The organism is Aliarcobacter cryaerophilus ATCC 43158, from assembly GCF_003660105.1.
In the GTDB taxonomy this organism is placed as follows: domain Bacteria; phylum Campylobacterota; class Campylobacteria; order Campylobacterales; family Arcobacteraceae; genus Aliarcobacter; species Aliarcobacter cryaerophilus.
In genome coordinates this window covers 1,425,406-1,443,204 of record NZ_CP032823.1, presented here as the reverse complement: position 1 = coordinate 1,443,204, position 17,799 = coordinate 1,425,406, and the positions used below count along the sequence as shown (strand labels likewise).

Annotated in this window: 19 protein-coding genes and 1 other RNA gene; 11 read left to right on the top strand and 9 right to left on the bottom strand. The window is 29.3% G+C overall.

Features of this window, described 5'->3' with window-relative positions; translation table 11 throughout:
• Positions 1–10: 10 nt before the first annotated feature.
• From ACRYA_RS07200 to ACRYA_RS07185, 5 genes are all read right to left on the bottom strand, one after another.
• Entirely contained in the window at positions 11–1,663 is a 1,653-nt protein-coding gene (locus ACRYA_RS07200) for a nitrite reductase (RefSeq protein ID WP_105917992.1), read from the bottom strand.
• An 81-nt stretch (positions 1,664–1,744) separates the two neighbouring features.
• Complete coding sequence (locus tag ACRYA_RS10765) at positions 1,745–1,906, bottom strand: hypothetical protein (protein WP_164071313.1); 162 nt, start codon at positions 1,904–1,906, stop codon at positions 1,745–1,747.
• A 12-nt stretch (positions 1,907–1,918) separates the two neighbouring features.
• A complete protein-coding gene (locus ACRYA_RS07195; RefSeq protein WP_105917993.1) occupies positions 1,919–3,334 on the bottom strand; it encodes a cbb3-type cytochrome c oxidase subunit I in 1,416 nt (471 codons plus the stop codon).
• Positions 3,324–3,971: a c-type cytochrome gene (locus tag ACRYA_RS07190; protein ID WP_105917994.1), complete on the bottom strand. Its 648-nt coding sequence runs from the start codon at positions 3,969–3,971 to the stop codon at positions 3,324–3,326. The genes ACRYA_RS07195 and ACRYA_RS07190 overlap by 11 nt, the downstream gene beginning before the upstream one ends.
• A 21-nt stretch (positions 3,972–3,992) precedes the next feature.
• On the bottom strand, positions 3,993–4,322 hold the full coding sequence (locus ACRYA_RS07185) for a hypothetical protein (protein WP_105917995.1): 330 nt from the start codon (positions 4,320–4,322) through the stop codon (positions 3,993–3,995).
• Positions 4,323–4,454: 132 nt separating this feature from the next.
• Between ACRYA_RS07185 and amrA the strand changes: the two genes are divergently transcribed.
• The 3 genes from amrA to ACRYA_RS07170 are packed head-to-tail and all read left to right on the top strand — an operon-like array spanning position 4,455 to position 6,538.
• Entirely contained in the window at positions 4,455–4,997 is a 543-nt protein-coding gene (gene amrA / locus ACRYA_RS07180; RefSeq protein ID WP_105917996.1) for an AmmeMemoRadiSam system protein A, read from the top strand.
• Positions 4,994–5,779, top strand: coding sequence for an AmmeMemoRadiSam system protein B (gene amrB, locus ACRYA_RS07175; protein ID WP_105917997.1), 786 nt, complete (start codon positions 4,994–4,996; stop codon positions 5,777–5,779). Before amrA ends, amrB begins: the two co-directional genes overlap by 4 nt.
• Positions 5,780–6,538, top strand: coding sequence for a YdcF family protein (locus ACRYA_RS07170; RefSeq protein ID WP_105917998.1), 759 nt, complete (start codon positions 5,780–5,782; stop codon positions 6,536–6,538).
• Positions 6,539–6,572: 34 nt separating this feature from the next.
• Here ACRYA_RS07170 and ssrA read toward each other — a convergent pair.
• Positions 6,573–6,969: a transfer-messenger RNA gene (gene ssrA / locus ACRYA_RS07165) on the bottom strand.
• A gap of 154 nt (positions 6,970–7,123) precedes the next feature.
• Here ssrA and ACRYA_RS07160 point away from each other — a divergent pair.
• The 7 genes from ACRYA_RS07160 (at position 7,124) to def (ending at position 14,102) form a co-directional block, all read left to right on the top strand.
• Positions 7,124–8,326, top strand: coding sequence for a saccharopine dehydrogenase family protein (locus ACRYA_RS07160; RefSeq protein WP_105917999.1), 1,203 nt, complete (start codon positions 7,124–7,126; stop codon positions 8,324–8,326).
• 2 nt (positions 8,327–8,328) lie between these two features.
• On the top strand, positions 8,329–9,477 hold the full coding sequence (nspC, locus tag ACRYA_RS07155; RefSeq protein ID WP_105918000.1) for a carboxynorspermidine decarboxylase: 1,149 nt from the start codon (positions 8,329–8,331) through the stop codon (positions 9,475–9,477).
• Between the two features lie 23 nt (positions 9,478–9,500).
• Positions 9,501–10,445 carry a polyphosphate kinase 2 gene (ppk2, locus tag ACRYA_RS07150; RefSeq protein WP_105918001.1) on the top strand — a complete coding sequence of 315 codons (945 nt, stop codon included), beginning with the start codon at positions 9,501–9,503 and terminating at the stop codon, positions 10,443–10,445.
• Positions 10,442–11,584 carry a polyphosphate kinase 2 gene (ppk2, locus tag ACRYA_RS07145; RefSeq protein WP_105918002.1) on the top strand — a complete coding sequence of 381 codons (1,143 nt, stop codon included), beginning with the start codon at positions 10,442–10,444 and terminating at the stop codon, positions 11,582–11,584. The genes ppk2 (ACRYA_RS07150) and ppk2 (ACRYA_RS07145) overlap by 4 nt, the downstream gene beginning before the upstream one ends.
• A gap of 93 nt (positions 11,585–11,677) precedes the next feature.
• A complete protein-coding gene (tig, locus tag ACRYA_RS07140) occupies positions 11,678–12,979 on the top strand; it encodes a trigger factor (protein ID WP_105918003.1) in 1,302 nt (433 codons plus the stop codon).
• A 14-nt stretch (positions 12,980–12,993) separates the two neighbouring features.
• A complete protein-coding gene (gene clpP / locus ACRYA_RS07135; RefSeq protein WP_105918004.1) occupies positions 12,994–13,578 on the top strand; it encodes an ATP-dependent Clp endopeptidase proteolytic subunit ClpP in 585 nt (194 codons plus the stop codon).
• 8 nt (positions 13,579–13,586) lie between these two features.
• On the top strand, positions 13,587–14,102 hold the full coding sequence (gene def / locus ACRYA_RS07130) for a peptide deformylase (protein WP_105918005.1): 516 nt from the start codon (positions 13,587–13,589) through the stop codon (positions 14,100–14,102).
• A gap of 8 nt (positions 14,103–14,110) precedes the next feature.
• Here def and ACRYA_RS07125 read toward each other — a convergent pair whose 3' ends face one another.
• The 3 genes from ACRYA_RS07125 to ACRYA_RS07115 all read right to left on the bottom strand — a co-directional run bounded on the left by ACRYA_RS07125 (position 14,111) and on the right by ACRYA_RS07115 (position 16,777).
• Complete coding sequence (locus ACRYA_RS07125) at positions 14,111–14,485, bottom strand: hypothetical protein (RefSeq protein ID WP_105918006.1); 375 nt, start codon at positions 14,483–14,485, stop codon at positions 14,111–14,113.
• Positions 14,486–14,557: 72 nt separating this feature from the next.
• Positions 14,558–14,959, bottom strand: coding sequence for a PAS domain-containing protein (locus ACRYA_RS07120; protein WP_105918007.1), 402 nt, complete (start codon positions 14,957–14,959; stop codon positions 14,558–14,560).
• Between the two features lie 27 nt (positions 14,960–14,986).
• Complete coding sequence (locus ACRYA_RS07115; RefSeq protein ID WP_105918008.1) at positions 14,987–16,777, bottom strand: methyl-accepting chemotaxis protein; 1,791 nt, start codon at positions 16,775–16,777, stop codon at positions 14,987–14,989.
• Positions 16,778–16,888: 111 nt separating this feature from the next.
• Between ACRYA_RS07115 and ACRYA_RS07110 the strand changes: the two genes are divergently transcribed.
• A complete protein-coding gene (locus ACRYA_RS07110; RefSeq protein ID WP_105918009.1) occupies positions 16,889–17,770 on the top strand; it encodes a magnesium chelatase domain-containing protein in 882 nt (293 codons plus the stop codon).
• The last annotated feature ends 29 nt before the right edge of the window (positions 17,771–17,799 follow it).

The window sequence follows — 17,799 nt, the reverse complement described above, 5'->3', positions numbered from 1 at the left end:
TACTGTTTTTTTAGTAAACATCTTTCATAGTATTTGTAACATTAAACTTACCAGTAGGTGTTTTAAGTCTAGGGTCTTCAATTACTTTTTTTAGTTCTAATGTTTTTGAATCATAAACTAAAATAGCAGTTGCAACCTCTTTGTTACCCCAAATACTTGTCCAAACCTCACTACCATCTGCATTGAATTCAAAATGAACAGGTCCTCTTGACTCAATTGTTTTATCTCCAACTTTTACAGAAGGAAGATATTTTTCAGGTATTTGTATAGTTTTTACAACTTCAAGTTTGTTTTTATCAATTACATAAAATGATGTTTGTATCTTTCTATCAGGATGAACAGGTCTATCAGCAAAGATATATGGTGAATTAGGATGTCCTTTTACAAACAAGTTTCCTCCACCTTCACCTGGTAGTTGAATTTTTTTCACAACTTTCCAAGCATTTTTTGGATGTTTTACAGGGTCTGTTCCAATAAATATTATATCATTTGAACCAATATGTCCAGATGCCCATAGTGGACCATAAGTTGGATGATCAACATTTGCACCACGTCCTGGATGTGGTTTATTTCCTTGAGATGGAATATTAGCAACTAATTTACCATCTTTTGTATCAATAACAGAGATCATATCTCTAGCATTCGCAGCTGTCATGAAATATCTTTTTGATAAATCCCAACCACCATCGTGTAAGAATCTTTCAGCTTCAACCATTGTAACTTTTGGATTTTTAACATTTGAGTAGTCATATAACCAAACTTGACCTGTCTCTTTAATGTTAATAATCCACTCTGGTTTATCGTGAGATGCAATAATTGCAGCAACTCTAGCTTCTCTTAAGTACTCATTTGTATCATAAGTATAACTTGCAGTTGAAACAATTTTTAATGGATCAAGTGTATCAGCTTCTAAAGTAACAATTGATGGTGGCCAATAACAACCAACAACGGCATATTTATCAAGATAATCTTTATGTTTTGATGTATCAATTGCTCTAGCATCGTTACATACTTGAATTTCTGCAACATTTTTAGGTTCTTTCATCCACATATCAATCATAGATGCTTTTCCATCTCTACCAATAACATACATATATCTTCCAGATGCACTTGTTCTTGTAATGTGTGTTGCAAAACCAGATGGAACAACAGATTTAATCTCCTTTGTTTTTCCATCAATAATAGCAATTTGTCCAACATCTCTTAAGATTACTGAGAAATAATCTTTCCAGTTTTCAGCACCAGCTTCTGGTTTTGTTGGTCTGTCTTTTACAGGAACTAAAACTTTATGAGATTTTCTCATATCAGCAATAGATTTTTCAGGTGGAGTTTGAGCCTCTACTTGAATATATTTTGCCATTAATTCAGTTTGAGCAGATGTTAATTCACCAGATTTTCCCCAATCTGGCATTCCACCAGGAGTTCCTTCATGAATTATTGTTTTTAGATACTCAGTACCTCTAGTTTTCATCTCTTTTGCTTCAAGTGTAGGACCTAAAGCTCCTTTTCTTAGCATTCCATGACAACCAGCACATCTATCAAAATATACTTGATTGGCATCTTTCATCTGCTCTTCAGTTAATTTTATCTCTTCAGCCATAGAAACACTTGTTAAACCCAAGCTAGCAACTGCTACCATACTTAAAACTTTTGTTAATTTCATCTTTTTCTCCCTTTTAATAAAATAGATATACAACCAAACAATAGTTTAGTAAGTTTTATAGTGCTTTACCACTATAAAACTTTACTTGCCTTTATTTTCACTCTCTAGTCTTTTCTTCTCTTGTTTGTATATAAAATACATTGGAAGAACTATTGCACCGTGTAAAAATAGTGTCAAAGTCATAGGACCTTGATTTAACCATCCAAAAAAACTTGGAACAATATCTGTAAATTCTGTAAACATAATTACCTCCTTTTATGATTCTTGATTTATTTTTGCATTTTTTATTGTTAGTAAATCAATTACTAAAAATAAGAAACCTACAAATGTAACAAGACCCATAGCTAATCTCCAACCCATAGCTTGTTTAAACCAAACACTGCTTTGACCAATAAAATATGCTTCCCAAGTCGCACCAAACTGTGCTCTTTCAATCATAACTTGACCATATCCAGCAATAGTTAAAGCTACTGTCATTCCAACAACTCCAATAGTTATTAAAGCAAATCCCCATTTTGTAAGACTTGTCATTTTTAACTCTTTTTTATTCCCTTGAACTCCCATATAAAACATTGCAATCATTGCCATTGCAAATGCTCCAAAGAAAGCTAAGTGACCGTGAGCTGATGTAAATTGTGTACCGTGAGTGTAAATATTCATTTGTGGTAATGTGTGAAAGAATCCCCAAATACCAGCACCTAAAAAGTTACCAAACGCACTTGCACAAAACCATAAAAAAGCTGGTGTATTGTTCATTTGAGCTTTTCCATGTTGAGCTTTTTGTAATCCTTGCTCTTTACCCCAATCGTACATTACGTGTACGAACATTGCAACTAAAGGTACAGGTTCAAGTGCAGAGAAAAGTGCTCCAATTTCCCACCAGTATTCAGGTGTTCCAATCCAGAAATAGTGATGACCGATTCCCAAAATTCCAGAACCAAATAGCATTGATACTTCAATCCATAACCACATTTCAACAATTTGTCTATTTGCACCAATTATTTTAATTAATGCCCAACCAATAACAGATGCAACAAATACTTCCCAAGTAGCTTCAACCCAAAGGTGAATAACCCACCACCACCAGTATTGATCAATTGAAATATTATTTGTATAAAACATTCCAGCTAGATATAATCCAGCAAGAGCAAGTAAATCAGCCATTAAAACTGTAATAATTCCTGTTCTTTCACCTTTTATTGCAGTTAAATAAACATTTGCTAAAAAGATTAAAACAACAACAACTATACCAATATCAGCCCATCTAGGAGCTTCAATATACTCTCTTCCTTCGTGAATTAGCCAAATAGACATCTCATTTGCAGGTCCTACTTGTATTAGAATATATACTAAAACTACAACTGTAACAGCTAAAGTTAATACATAAAATCCTAATTTTCCTAAACCAATTCCAACAGTTTCTATTTTTGTTTCATCAGGAAGTAAATAGTAAACAGAACCAATCATTGCATACAAAAGCCAAACAACTAAAGCATTTATATGTACCATTCTAGCAACATTGAAATCCAATAGTTCAAATAAAAATCCACTATATACAAACTGAGTCCCAGCAATTAGACCAAATAGTATTTGTGCACCAAAAAGTATTGCTGCAACTGTAAAATACATTTTTCCTAATTGTTTAGATTGAGATTTCATATTATCTACCATGAATTCCTCCTTCGATTTTCCCAAAGTTTCTAGGGAAACCATTTGTATCTATTGATGACATATGTTTTAAAAATGCCACTAAACCTTTTGCTTCATCTGCTGTAATACCAAGATTTGGCATCATTCTCTCATTTGATGGATTATCAGATGGATGTTGTAAAAATTCAGCTATAGCCTCTTCTTTTGAAGCTTTACCCATTCTAAGTATATATGAATCCCACATAGGGTCAAGCCAAGCTTTAGTTAAATCAGGAGCATAATATGCACCATTTCCAAGTAAAGTATGACAATTCATACAGTTTTTAGTTTGAGAAGCTAATTTACCCAAGTTTAATAAAGCCATAGCTTCTTCCTCGCTGTAATCATCTCTTCCAAAGAATTTCTCTTTTTCTCCAATTACAGGTACTTCATGACCTCTTTTTTCGCTAAATTCATAAGAAACCTTATAATTTATAACAGTTGGAGATGGAACTCTTTTTGTTATTCCACTACTAAGATCATCTTGTGAACCCATTTTAATTTGACTCATACTGTCAAAAGTTAGCCAAATTAGTAACATGGCAGCTACACCAGTAACCCAAGCAGCTGATCTTTGCCAAAAACGATTATCTGTCCATACAGACACTTTTTTAGACATTGCTACCTTCCCCCTTTTTTATTAATTTTCATACTCTTCTTCTGCTTTGCTGTTCAAATAGTAATAAAGATGAGGTAAAGTAAGATAAGCTATCATAGTGATAAATAAAACTTTCCCAACAAAATCTCCTACTTGAAGCCTTGTAGCCATAAAATACATACAGTAAGCTTGAAGTATCCAAAAAAGATATGCAAGTGGCATATAAAACTTTTTTAAATAACCCATTTTTACTAAAGTATAAATACCTACAAATAAAGCACCAAAAACAAGTACTAAAGACGATGATAAAAATATAGGTAAAAAATCATCCAAGGCAATTTCAGGTCTGTTCCTAACTACTTCACCTAACATTTTCTACTCCTATTACTTCAAATATTTTTATCTAAATGCATTATATACGAGAAAAAATATTGCTATATTGATTATAATCAATCATATTTATACTAAAATTACAAGTGCTTTATAAAAAAATAGGAGATAACAATGGATAAAGATATATTAATAAATATAGCAAAAAAATCAATTGAGAGAAAATTTAATAATAAAGTAAATATTGATAAAAATGAGTTTTTAAAAAATAATAACTTTTTAAATGAAAAGAGGGCAAGCTTTGTAACTCTCACTTTAAATAAAGAGTTAAGAGGTTGTATAGGAAGTTTAGAAGCAAATAGAACTTTGTTTGATGATTTAATAAATAACTCATATATGGCAGCTTTTGAGGATCCAAGATTTTTAGAGTTAAGTCTTGAAGAATTTAAGAAAATAGAGATTGAAATATCTATTTTAACACCTCCTATTCTAGTAGAGTATAAAGATTTTGAAGATTTAAAATCAAAAATAAGACCATATATAGATGGAGTTATTATTGAGCAAGATGGAAAAAGAAGTACTTTTTTGCCACAAGTTTGGGATATGTTACCAAAATTTGATGATTTTTTTGCCCATTTATGTTATAAAGGTGGATTTGAAATAGATGATAATTTTAAACCAAAAGTATATAAATATGAGGTAGAAAAAGTAAAATGAGCATAAGAAAATCTGTTGTAAGTGGTAGCTTTTATCCAGATAATAAAAAAGAGTTATTAGAGTATTTTGAAAAATTTAATAAAATAAAAGATGATAAAAATAGTTTTAAAAGTATAAATGCCATTATTGTTCCTCATGCTGGATATATTTATAGTGGATTTACGGCAAATAAATCTTACAAAATGGCTAGTTTAAATAATTATAAAAGAGTTGTTGTTGTAGGACCTTCACATAAAATTTGGTTTAGAGGAGCTAGTGTTTGTTTTTATAATGAATATGAAACTCCTTTTGGAAATCTAAAAATAGATTTAGAATATTCCAAAGAGTTATTAAATAAATTTGACTTTTTGAGTTTTGAAGATGAGTGTAGCTTTGAACACTCAACAGAAGTTCAAGCTCCTTTTATAAAATACTATTTTGGAAATATTGATTTTGCAGAGATTGTTTATGGGGATATTGATTATTTGAATTTGGAAAAAGTTTTTGATTATATTTTAAAATCTAAAGATACTCTTTTGGTTATAAGCACTGATTTAAGCCATTTTTATTCACAACAAGATGCTATTAAACTAGATTTAATTTGTTTAAATGCAATAATAAATAAAGATTTAAAAGCTTTTGAAGATTGTGAGGCTTGTGGTAAAGTTGGATTAGAAGCTATTATTGAATATTCAATTAAGAATAATCTTCAAACAAAACTTTTGCATTATTGTACAAGTGCTGATATTTCAAATGATAAAACAAGAGTTGTTGGATATACATCAGCAATAATAGGAGAATAGATGTTTGTATTAAAAAAAATTATCGCAGCTTTTTTAATGCCTGTGCCAATAGGACTTTTTTTATTAGTCTTATCTTTGATTTTTTTGCTAAAAAATTCTTATAAAAAAGCAAAAATATTTTTATTTTTAAGTTTTTTGTGGTTTGCATTAATATCAAATCAAACTATATCAAATATTATAATTCAACCTTTGGAAAATGCTCATCAATCTTTAAAACATACACCAAAAGATATAGAGTACATTTTAGTTTTGGGAAATGGTCATAAAACAAATGAAAACTTTGCTATTACATCTGAGTTAAATACTACAGCTATAAATAGATTAATAGAAGGTATAAGACATTACAAAAATCTAAAGAATAATCAAGAAAATACGAAACTTATAGTTAGTGGATATAGTTTTGATGACCCAAACTCTCACGCCCAAATGCAAAAAAGATTGGCTATAGCTTTAGGTGTAAATGAAGCAGATATTATTACACTTGATACTCCAAAAGATACAAAAGAAGAGGCTATAGAGAGTAAAAAAATAGTAGAAAGTGAAAAGCTAATTCTTGTAACAACTGCAAGTCATATGAAAAGAGCATCAATGTTATTTAAAAAAGAGGGTTTAGATATTATAGAAAGTCCAACAAATCATAAATACTTTACAAGCACATATCCATCCTCATATTTTAGTGGAACAAATATAAAAAAAGTCGAGTTAGCATTTCATGAGTATTTAGGTATTTTTTATTCATATTTAAGAGGAGAAATTTAATATTTTAATGTTATGAAATCAAATTTATAATTATTGGTGGAGATGTGCGGGATCGAACCGCAGTCTTAAAACAGATCATATAAGCGTCTACATGCTTAGCAGAGTTGAATAATTTCACTTTACAACAGCTCAACTCCCCAGGCAATCATAAAGCTAAGATTTGGAATTTCTCTTTGAGTTTCAATCAACTCCCCAAAGATAATCTATCTATTGTGAACCAGCATTTACCTACATAGATAGAATCTGTAGTGCCAGTCTCCAAAGACTCAAGCCCGAAGGCGAGTCAGTAAGTTGTTAAACTTACGCAGCTTTTGCGTAAGCTGGAGCGTAATTTGTATTATTTGCGTCTAAAAAAAATGAACCGCGTAACGGCATGTTCAGGCCGACATGCAACTTATACTCACTGCTCTAATCGATACCAAGTCATCCCCATAACTTAAAAAGGAAGTTTACATAAGGAATTATTAAAACTATGTTAATTGTAATCAAATTGTTGCTAAATATAATATTTAATTTATTTCATCAATTCTTTTATTTAAAAATTGTATAATCTAGATATAAAATAATAATATCGGAGTTTTAAAAATGAATAAAAAAGGAATTTTAATAATAGGTGCAGGTGGAGTTAGTCAAGTTGCAACTGTAAAATGTGCAATGAATATTGATACTTTTGAAAAAATTACATTGGCCTCAAGAACTATTAGTAAATGTGATTCTATAGCAGAGTATATTTTAAAAAATCAAGGTGTTAAAATTGATACTGCACAAGTTGATGCTGATAGTGTTGATGAATTAGTAAAATTAATTGAAAAAGTGAATCCAAAGCTAGTGTTAAATGTAGCATTGCCTTATCAAGATTTAACGATTATGGATGCTTGTACAAAATGTAAAGTTGATTATGTAGATACTGCAAATTATGAACATCCTGATGAGGCTAAATTTGAGTATAAACTTCAATGGGAAAGAGATGCTCAATTTAAAGAAGCTGGAATTATGGCACTTTTAGGTTCAGGATTTGACCCAGGTGTTACAGGGGTATTTTGTGCTTATGCTCAACAAAATCTTTTTGATGAGATTAATTATATAGATATTATGGATTGTAATGCAGGTGACCATGGATATAAATTTGCAACAAACTTTAATCCAGAAATAAACTTGCGAGAAGTAAGTGCGAATGGAAGATATTGGGAAAATGGTCAATGGATTGAAACAAAACCTCTTGAAATAAGAGTTGACCATGATTATCCAGAAATTGGAGTAAAGGCTTCATATCTACTTTATCACGAAGAGTTAGAATCTTTAGCTAAAAATATTAATGGATTAAAAAGAATTAGATTTTTTATGACTTTTGGAGACTCTTATATTCAACATATGAATTGTTTACAAAACGTTGGAATGTTAGGAATTGAGCCTGTTAATCACAAAGGCGTTATGATTACTCCAATAGAGTTTTTAACTACACTTTTACCAGATCCTGCATCTTTAGGACCAAGAACAGTTGGGCAAACAAATATTGGTTGTATTATTGAAGGGCTTAAAGATGGAAAACCAAGAAAAGTTTATATCTACAATGTTTGTGACCATCAAGAGTGTTATAAAGAAACTGGAGCACAAGCTGTTAGCTATACAACAGGAGTTCCAGCAATGATTGGTTCAAAATTACTTTATAAAGGTATTTGGAAAAATACAGGAGTATTTAATATAGAAGAGTTTGATGCAAAACCATTTATGGATGAGTTAATGACTCAAGGTCTTCCTTGGAAAATTTTAGAACTTGATGTGAAATAGTTATGAATAAGAATTATGAAATAGTTGAAAGCTTTGAAAGACTTCCAAGTCCAGCATATGTTTGTGAAGAGGAACTTTTAGAAAATAACTTAAAACTTTTAAAAAGAGTTCAAGATGAAACTGGAGTTAAAATTCTTTTAGCTCTAAAAGGTTTTGCTATGTATTCAACTTTTGATTTATGTAAAAAATACCTTAAAGGTTGTTGTGCTTCTGGTCTTCATGAAGCACTTTTAGCAAAAGAGGAGTTTGGGGGAGAAGTTCATACTTATAGTCCAGCATTTAAAGATGAAGAGATTGATGAGATTATATCTATCTCAAATCATCTAGTTTTTAACTCATTTAATCAACTAAAAAGATATAAAGATAAAGCTTTTAAAAAAGTATCTTTGGGAGTTAGATTAAATCCTGAATATTCAAGTGTTGAGGTTGATTTATATAATCCGTGTGCTCCAAATTCAAGACTTGGTATTACAAAAGGAAATTTTGATGAATCACAACTACAATATTTAGAGGGTTTTCATTTTCACGCACTTTGTGAACAAAATGTAGATGCTCTTGAAGGTGCTTTAGCAAATTTTGAAAAAAATTTCTCTCAATATTTTTCTAAATTAAAATGGGTAAATTTTGGTGGTGGACATCATATTACAAGAGCTGATTATGATGTAGAAGGATTGATTAAACTTTTAAAAGATTTTAAAGAAAGATATCCTCATCTTGAAGTTTATATGGAACCTGGTGAAGCTGTTGGTTGGCAAACTGGTTACCTTGTGGCGACTGTACTTGATATCGTTAATAATGGAATGGATTTAGCAATTCTTGATACTAGTGCAGAAGCTCATATGCCTGATACTCTTGCAATGCCGTATCGTGCTATGATAAGAAATAGTGCAGTAGCATTTGAGAAAAAATATACATATAGATTAGGTGGAAATACTTGTTTAGCTGGTGATATTATTGGAGATTACTCTTTTGATGAACCTTTAAAAGTAGGAGATAGAATCATTTTAGAAGATATGATTCATTATACAATGGTAAAAACAACAACTTTTAATGGTATAAAATTACCATCAATTATTATAAAAAATAAGGATAATTCTTTTAAAGTTATAAAAAACTTTTGTTATAATGATTATAAATCAAAATTATCTTGATAAAAATTACATAAGGATAGTATATGGGACATGATAGAAGTTTAGTAAGACACGCTTTTGAAGATGATAATTCAGAGATAGATACACAAGAGGAAATTTCTCATGGTGTTAATAAAAATAGACCTAGAAAAGAGCTAAATGAAAAAGAGGAAGATGGTGAACAAAAAGTTCAAATTTGGGTTAAAAAAGAGACTTTAGAGTATCAAAAAAGACTTACATTACTTCAAATTGAACTTTTGAAACTTCAAAATCATGTAAAAGAGAAGGGTTTGAAAGTTTTGATTATTTTTGAAGGAAGAGATGCAGCTGGTAAAGGTGGAACTATAAAGAGAATTACTGAACATCTAAATCCAAGGGGTGCTAGGATTGTTGCATTGGAAAAACCAAATGAACAAGAAAAAACTCAATGGTACTTTCAAAGATATGTAAGTCATTTTCCTAGTGCAGGTGAGATAGTTATATTTGATAGAAGTTGGTATAATAGGGCTGGAGTTGAGCCTGTTATGGGCTTTTGTACAAAAGAACAACATGAGCAATTTTTAAGAGATGTTCCAGAGTTTGAAAAGATGCTTGTAGAAACTGGTGTTATATTATTTAAATATTATTTTTCTGTATCTAAAAAAGAGCAAGAGAGAAGATTTAAAAAAAGAGAAGATGATCCTTTAAAACAATATAAGTTATCTCCGATAGATAAAGAGGCTCAAAAAGTTTGGGATAAGTATACAAATGCAAAGTTTTCAATGCTTATGGCCTCTCATACTCCAATAGCTCCTTGGACTGTTGTTAAGAGTGATAATAAGAAAAAAGCTAGAATAAATTGTATTAGACATCTTTTAAATGGTATAGATTATGGAAGAAAATCAAAAGATGAGTCAATATTTAAAATTGATAGAAAGATTTTAATTAATGGTGCAGTTGAAATAGAAAATATGCAAGAAGGAAGCGAGAAAATGAGGAGTACAAAATGAATTTAAATGACTTTGACATAACAACTCATAGTGGATTATATATTTCAAAAGATGAGCATCCAATTTTTGGAAAAAAATATATTGCTAGATTTCAGTACGACAAAAAAAGATATGTTAAAGTTTTGGGTTATGAAAAAAGAGATAAAATTACATTAAGTAAGGCAATTAGTTTAATCGAAAAATTTAAATCTTCTATATATAAAAACTCAAATGAGATTGAAATCAAAGATGATAAAAAGATAATTTATAAAGTAACTTCTAAAAGTAGTAATATTGATGTTGATGAGTTAAAAAAACTAAAAGAAGAAAATACTTATTTAAAATCTATTGTTGGTGATTATAAAAAACTTAAACATGAAGATTTAACTGAAGGTATTCAAAAAATATATGATTTGCAATCTTTAAAACCATATCAGATTGAATTAATAAAGCTTCAAAATTGGTTAGAAAAAGAGAATAAAAGAATGATTATTATCTTTGAAGGAAGAGATGCTTCTGGAAAAGGTGGTGCAATAAGAAGAATTACAAGATATATGAATAACAAGCATTATAGAGTTGTAGCTCTTGGTAAACCAACAGAAACACAAAGAAATCAGTGGTTTTTACAAAGATATATTGAGCATTTCCCAACAGGTGGAGAGATAGTTTTGTTTGATAGATCTTGGTATAATCGTGCTATGGTTGAGCCAATTTTTGGATTTTGTACACCTGAAGAGCATGAAATTTTTATGGAAGATATTGTAAATTTTGAGCAAGATTTAGTACGGCAAGGTATGATTTTAATCAAATTATATTTTTCAGTTTCAAAAGAGGAGCAAAAAAGAAGATTTGATAGAAGAATACAAGATCCACTTCGACAGTGGAAGTTTTCTGAAGTTGATATGCAAGCTCAAGATTTGTGGGATGAGTTTAGTGAGAAAAAATATGAGATGTTAAGAAGAACAACTTCTAGAAGTGCACCTTGGCATATAATACGAAGTGATGATAAACAGCTTGCTCGTTTTGAAGCTTTGAAAATAATTTTAAATTCTGTTGATTATGATGGTAGAAACTACTCATTAAATTTTGAAGCAAATGAAGATATAAACATCTCTGTTCAAAGAGAGTTACTTCAAATGAGAAAAACAAAAGATTATTAATCTTTTGTTTTAAAACAAAATACTTACTTAAAGAAAATCCTTATTAAAAATTAGATAAAATATTTGCTAAAATTAAAATTCGGAGTAAATTTGATGGAATTTAAAGCAAATAGAGTTGATGAAGCAAATGTTGAGATTAAAGCAACAATTTCAAAAGAGTTAATAGAAAAAAACTTAGATAAAGTAGCTGCTCAGGCTGCAAAAACTATGAATGTTCAAGGGTTTAGAAAAGGAAAAGTTCCTGTTGCAGTTGTAAAACAAAGATATGCAGATAAACTACTTGAAGATGCACAAGGTGAAGCTATTAGAAAAGTTTTAGATGAAGGTTTAAAGCAACTTGATGTTAAAAATGAAGATTTAATAGGAGAGCCTAGTATCTCTAAATTTGAGAAAAAAGATAATGGAAGTGTTGAGTTAGAGATTTCAGTAGCTTGTAAACCACAAATTAATTTAGGTGACTATAAATCTTTAGTTCCAAAAGTAAAAGCTATTGAAGTTGGAATTGAAAAAATCGATGCTAGACTTACTGAAATTGCAAGTCAATCAGCACCATTAGAAAAAATTACTAGAAAAAGAGCTGCAAAAGATGGTGATTTTGCTGTGATTGATTTTGAAGGTTTTGTTGATGGTGTAGCATTTGAAGGTGGAAAAGCTGAAAAATACCCACTTCAAATAGGTTCAGGTTCATTTATTCCAGGATTTGAAGAGCAAGTTATTGGTATGAAATATGAAGAGCAAAAAGATATTACTGTTCAATTCCCAAAAGATTATCAAGCAAAAGATTTAGCTGGAAAAGATGCTGTATTTAAAGTAACTTTACATGAAATTCAAGAGAGAAAAGCTGGTGAATTAAATGATGAATTTGCAAAACAAATGCTTCCAAATGAAAAAGATGCAACTATTGATACTTTAAGAGAAAAAATAAAAGAACAAATGGTAGCAAATGAAAAAGCAACTTATTATAGAGAAGAACTAAAACCAACATTTTTGGATACATTAGTTGAAAAAATCAATTTTGCTTTACCAAAAACTGTAGTTGAACAAGAGATTAATTTTGCACTAAATGGTAAAATAAGATCTATGAGCGAAGCTGAAATAAATGAATTAAAAGAGAATCCTTCTAAAGTAGAAGAGATTAAAGAAGAGTTAAAAGCAGATGCTACAAACTCTGTAAAAGCTACATTTATTATTGATGCTTTAGCAAAAGCTGAGAGTATTGAAGTTAATGATCAAGAAGTTACTCAACTTTTATATTTTGAAGCACTTCAAATGGGTCAAAATCCGCAAAATGTTATTAAGCAATACCAAGAAGCTGGATATTTACCTGCAATTAAAATGTCAATTATTGAAGAGAAAGTTATCTCTAAACTATTTGATGAGAAATTAGAAAAATAATTTTAGGATAGAAAATGAGTTATATACCATATGTAGTTGAAAAAACAGGTCGAGGAGAGAGAAGTTACGATATTTATTCAAGACTTTTAAAAGATAGAATTATCATGTTAAGTGGTGAAATCAACGATGCAGTTGCTTCAACTGTGGTGGCTCAACTTCTATTTTTAGAAGCTGAAGATCCTGAAAAAGATATCTATTTGTATATAAACTCTCCAGGTGGAGTTGTAACTTCAGGGATGTCAATTTTTGATACTATGAACTATATAAAACCAGATGTTTGTACTATTTGTATTGGTCAAGCTGCATCAATGGGTGCTTTTTTACTTAGTTCAGGTACAAAAGGTAAGAGATATTCTCTTCCAAACTCTAGAATTATGATTCATCAACCTTTAGGCGGTGCTAGAGGTCAAGCAACAGATATTCAAATTCAAGCAAAAGAGATTCAAAGATTAAAAGATACTTTAAATAGTATTTTGGCATCTCAAACTGGACAAGATGCAAAAACTATTGAAAAAGATACTGATAGAGATAACTTTATGAGTGCAGCTGAAGCTTGCAAATATGGTCTTATAGATGAAGTTATTGAAAAACATAAATAAGAAGAACCATGGTTAGAGAGATTATTACATATCCAAACAAATTACTTCGAACAAAATCAAAAGATGTTGAGGAGTTTAATAGCGAACTTCACACTCTTTTGGATGATATGTATGAAACTATGATAGAGGCTTCTGGAGTAGGTCTAGCAGCCATTCAAATAGCAGTGCCACTAAATGTTTTAATTATAAATGCTGTAAATGAAGATGATATTCAAGATAAAAAAGATCTAATAGAAGCAATAAATCCAAAAATTACTCACAAAGATGGAGAACTAGTATATCAAGAAGGATGTCTTAGTTTACCAGGTTTTTATGAAGATATTACAAGAGCAAAACATATTGTTGTAGAGTATTTTAATAGATTCGGAGAAAAACAAACTATGGAATGTGAAGATTTTTTAGCTGTTGCTTGGCAACATGAAATGGAGCATTTAGATGGACATGTTTTTATAGAGAATCTATCTTTTACAAAACGACAAAAGTTTGAAAAAGAGTGGAAAAATAAGAAGAAATCCAAAAAATAGATTTCTTCTTATATACTTTTTGAGATAATATTAAAAATAATTACAGTTAAAAAAATATTTGAAAAAATCCAAATATTCCAAAAAAACAGTCTTTCAAAATTTGTAGCAAAAACAGCCTTGAAATTTATAGGACAAGATTTAATTGCCAAAAAGATTGATAAAAGAATTGCTAAAATAAAACTATAAAAATTAATTTGAGCAAAAACAAGTGTAAAAAATGATAAAAATGGTGAAAACATAGTAAGAGCAAAAAGTCTTCCATACCCTTTTCTTCTTTTCTCTCCATTAAAATAACCAACTGTATAATTACAATTTGGGCAAATTGTACCCATTCTTGATAAAATTTTATTATTACAAGTTGGACAATTAATAAGTTCAGACATAGATATTCCTAAATTTTTGTTGCATTATAGCGTTAATTTTTTAATCAACAAAAGTTTAAGAGAATTAATTTTTTATTTTTTCTCTTCATTTATCCAAACTTCATATAGTTTTGATATTTTTTCAATCTCATCTTTTGATGCTTTTCTTCTACAAGATAAGTATCCATTTGTTCCATCACAAGATGAAAAAGGATAAACAGTTGCAAAAACCCAGTAATATCCACCATTTTTTGTTGCATTTTTTACATATCCCGTCCAAATCTCACCTTTTTTAACAGTTTCCCACAAATCTTTAAAAGCAATTTTTGGCATATCTTTATGTCTTACAACATTATGAGGGTTTCCTATTAATTCTTCCAAGGAGTATTCAGCTATATTACAGAAATCTCTATTTGCAAATCTTATAATACCTTTTTCATCGGTTTCACTAACCAAAAAAGCATAATCATCTAAAATTGTCTCTTTTTCATTCATATATAAATGTCCCTATATTTTTATATTTTAAAACTTTTTATTTTTTGCATCTTCTAAAACTTCTATAGCCATAGATGATACTACATTTGAAATATCATTTATTAAATTCGTCTCTTTTTGATTATCTTTTGAGATTTGATCTAAGCTTACTATTGTTTGGCTTACTTGATTTATTCCAACCATCTGCTCATTTGCTGCATCGCTTACATTTTTGATAATTTGTAAAGTTTGAGTAATATGTGTATGAAGATCTTTGTATCCATTTTGCATCTCATTTGATATATTTTTCCCTTCATGGGCTTTTTGATTTGCTATTTCTACAAGCTTTTTTATATCATTTGCTGCTTCTGCACTTTTGTTTGCAAGGTTTCTAACCTCTCCTGCAACAACAGCAAATCCTTTTCCTGCCTCACCAGCGGTTGCAGCTTCTACAGCTGCATTTAGGCTAAGAATATTTGTCTGAAATGCTATTTGGTCTATTATAGTTATAGCTTCATTTATAGCTATAACTTTTTCATTTATATCATCCATAGATTGAGTTGTTTTGTTTGATAGTTTATAACCATCTTCAACAGCTTGTTTTACTATTTCTGCTAAATTTGACATAGAAGTAGTGTTTTTTGAGTTGTTATTTGTTATTTCAGATATTTTTTCTACAGCCAAAGTTGTCTCTTCAAGACTTTCAATCTGTTTTGTAATTTTTGAAGTAAGATTTTCAATAGAGCTTTTCAAAGTTTTAGAATTAGTCTCCAAAGAACTACCATTTTCCAAACTATTTTTTGCTTGACTTGCCAAAGTATCACCCAAAGAGTTTACACTTTGAATAACTTTTAAAAGTCTTGATGGATTTGCAATTTTATTATTAATATCAATTCTACCTTTATAGTCATTGCTAGTGTAAGATGTAAGAGTTTTTTCTATCTCTCTCATATAATTTTCTAAATCATCTAATGCATCATTTATTGTGTTTTTTAAAGTATTTATCATAGGATTTGAGCTATTTGAGTTTACTCTACATTTGAAAATACCTTTTTTAAGTTTATCAAAAGTTAAAACACTCTCTCCTATTACTCTCATATCATGTTTGAATTTATCATCAAACTCATCAATTGCATTATTTATATCTTTTGTCATTACTGAAAATTCACAATTACCTTCAAGTTTTTTCTTTTCAATTCTATTTTGTTTATATGTAATGAAACTTAAAAATTCACTAAAATGAGAAGAAAACTCTTTTATTCTCTTTGTTATTCCTTTTGTAATTAGGTAAAAAATGATTAGTTGTAAAATAATTATTAATACTCCTAGAAGAACAATTTTGTAGAAGAATTCAACATATATATCTTTTACATAATCTTCTTTATTTATTCCTGGAACAACCCACATTTTCCATTCAGGAATATATTTATAGTATATTATTTTATCTTGATCTGTTACATCGGTGTAGTATTCAATTATTCCACTTTTATCATTGCTTGAGATAATCTTTTGTATAAAATCTAAAGAAGCAAGATTCTTACCCTCTATTGTTGGATGAATTATTATGTTTCCAGATTCATCAACAAAATATATATAACCACTTTTTCCAATTTTAATATCTTTTATTGCATCTTTAAACTCTTTTTCTTCGTATCCCTTAGGATTGCTTTTTGCATAAAAAGAGCTTAAGTTAAATACTGATAAACCTAAGCTTTCTAAATCTTTATTGATTAAAATTTCAATATTTTTTTTAGCAATAAAAAATGATACTAAAATTATAAAGATTAAACTGATAACATTAAAAAACATAGTTAAAAATAATTTTTTGCTTGTAGACATCTATTTCTCCCCCGAATTAAGACATGGTTTAAATTTTATCATAATTATTTTAGTTTTTTGCAATAATATTATAAATTATTGTACTATTTTAAAAAAAGATAAAGAGCGAGTATGAAAGTAATAAAATCTGCCACACTTGATAGTATTGAAGCCACAATTATTGATGTTGAAGCAACATTCACAAAAGGAATGCCAAGTTTTACAATAGTTGGGATGGTTAGTACTAGTATCAATGAATCAAAAGATAGAGTAAAGTCAGCACTACTTTTAAATAATTTTAAATTTCCACCACTAAAAATAACAATAAATCTATCACCTAGTGAATTAAATAAAAAAGGTTCACACTTTGATTTACCAATTGCGCTACAAGTTGCTTTATTTGATGAGAGTAAAATAGGATTTGATGATTTTTTCTTTTTTGGTGAATTGGCTCTTGATGGAACAATAAAAGATACAAGTCATATTTTTGCAATAGTTTTATCTTTGGCAAAAAAAGGAGAGTTAAAAAGAGTTGTAACCTCTTTGGAAAGTGCTAAGAAATTAGGAAATATCCCAAATATTGATATTTATGTTGTAAATACATTAAATAATGCGATAGAGTTTATAAAAAGTAAAGATAAAGATAATTATTTGCATGAAAAAGAGCAAATTAAGTATGAAGTTTTAAATCTAAAAAATGAACAATATTTTTATAATAAAAAGTATGATGAAGATTTTAAGGATGTAATAGGTCAAGATATGGCGAAATATGCAGCACTTATTTGTGCTGCTGGAAATCATAATTTTTTGATGGAAGGAAGTCCAGGTTGTGGAAAATCAATGATAGCAAAAAGATTGCAATATATCTTAGCTCCTATGAATCTTGAAGAGATACTTGAAAAAGCAAAACTTCAAGCACTTGATTTAAAAGATGTTGATTTTAGTCCCACAAGAGCTTTTAGAAACCCACACCATTCAAGTACAAAATCTTCTATATTTGGAGGAGGAATGTAATTTTCAATAAAAGTTGCGAATATTCAGAA

What these genes read in the sequence shown, in the direction of transcription:
- ACRYA_RS07200 (WP_105917992.1), bottom strand. Translation starts at nt 1,663, where the DNA reads ATGAAATTAACAAAAGTTTTAAGTATGGTAGCAGTTGCTAGCTTGGGT.
- ACRYA_RS10765 (WP_164071313.1), bottom strand. Translation starts at nt 1,906, where the DNA reads ATGTTTACAGAATTTACAGATATTGTTCCAAGTTTTTTTGGATGGTTA.
- ACRYA_RS07195 (WP_105917993.1), bottom strand. Translation starts at nt 3,334, where the DNA reads ATGGTAGATAATATGAAATCTCAATCTAAACAATTAGGAAAAATGTAT.
- ACRYA_RS07190 (WP_105917994.1), bottom strand. Translation starts at nt 3,971, where the DNA reads ATGTCTAAAAAAGTGTCTGTATGGACAGATAATCGTTTTTGGCAAAGA.
- ACRYA_RS07185 (WP_105917995.1), bottom strand. Translation starts at nt 4,322, where the DNA reads ATGTTAGGTGAAGTAGTTAGGAACAGACCTGAAATTGCCTTGGATGAT.
- amrA (WP_105917996.1), top strand. Translation starts at nt 4,455, where the DNA reads ATGGATAAAGATATATTAATAAATATAGCAAAAAAATCAATTGAGAGA.
- amrB (WP_105917997.1), top strand. Translation starts at nt 4,994, where the DNA reads ATGAGCATAAGAAAATCTGTTGTAAGTGGTAGCTTTTATCCAGATAAT.
- ACRYA_RS07170 (WP_105917998.1), top strand. Translation starts at nt 5,780, where the DNA reads ATGTTTGTATTAAAAAAAATTATCGCAGCTTTTTTAATGCCTGTGCCA.
- ACRYA_RS07160 (WP_105917999.1), top strand. Translation starts at nt 7,124, where the DNA reads ATGAATAAAAAAGGAATTTTAATAATAGGTGCAGGTGGAGTTAGTCAA.
- nspC (WP_105918000.1), top strand. Translation starts at nt 8,329, where the DNA reads ATGAATAAGAATTATGAAATAGTTGAAAGCTTTGAAAGACTTCCAAGT.
- ppk2 (WP_105918001.1), top strand. Translation starts at nt 9,501, where the DNA reads ATGGGACATGATAGAAGTTTAGTAAGACACGCTTTTGAAGATGATAAT.
- ppk2 (WP_105918002.1), top strand. Translation starts at nt 10,442, where the DNA reads ATGAATTTAAATGACTTTGACATAACAACTCATAGTGGATTATATATT.
- tig (WP_105918003.1), top strand. Translation starts at nt 11,678, where the DNA reads ATGGAATTTAAAGCAAATAGAGTTGATGAAGCAAATGTTGAGATTAAA.
- clpP (WP_105918004.1), top strand. Translation starts at nt 12,994, where the DNA reads ATGAGTTATATACCATATGTAGTTGAAAAAACAGGTCGAGGAGAGAGA.
- def (WP_105918005.1), top strand. Translation starts at nt 13,587, where the DNA reads ATGGTTAGAGAGATTATTACATATCCAAACAAATTACTTCGAACAAAA.
- ACRYA_RS07125 (WP_105918006.1), bottom strand. Translation starts at nt 14,485, where the DNA reads ATGTCTGAACTTATTAATTGTCCAACTTGTAATAATAAAATTTTATCA.
- ACRYA_RS07120 (WP_105918007.1), bottom strand. Translation starts at nt 14,959, where the DNA reads ATGAATGAAAAAGAGACAATTTTAGATGATTATGCTTTTTTGGTTAGT.
- ACRYA_RS07115 (WP_105918008.1), bottom strand. Translation starts at nt 16,777, where the DNA reads ATGTCTACAAGCAAAAAATTATTTTTAACTATGTTTTTTAATGTTATC.
- ACRYA_RS07110 (WP_105918009.1), top strand. Translation starts at nt 16,889, where the DNA reads ATGAAAGTAATAAAATCTGCCACACTTGATAGTATTGAAGCCACAATT.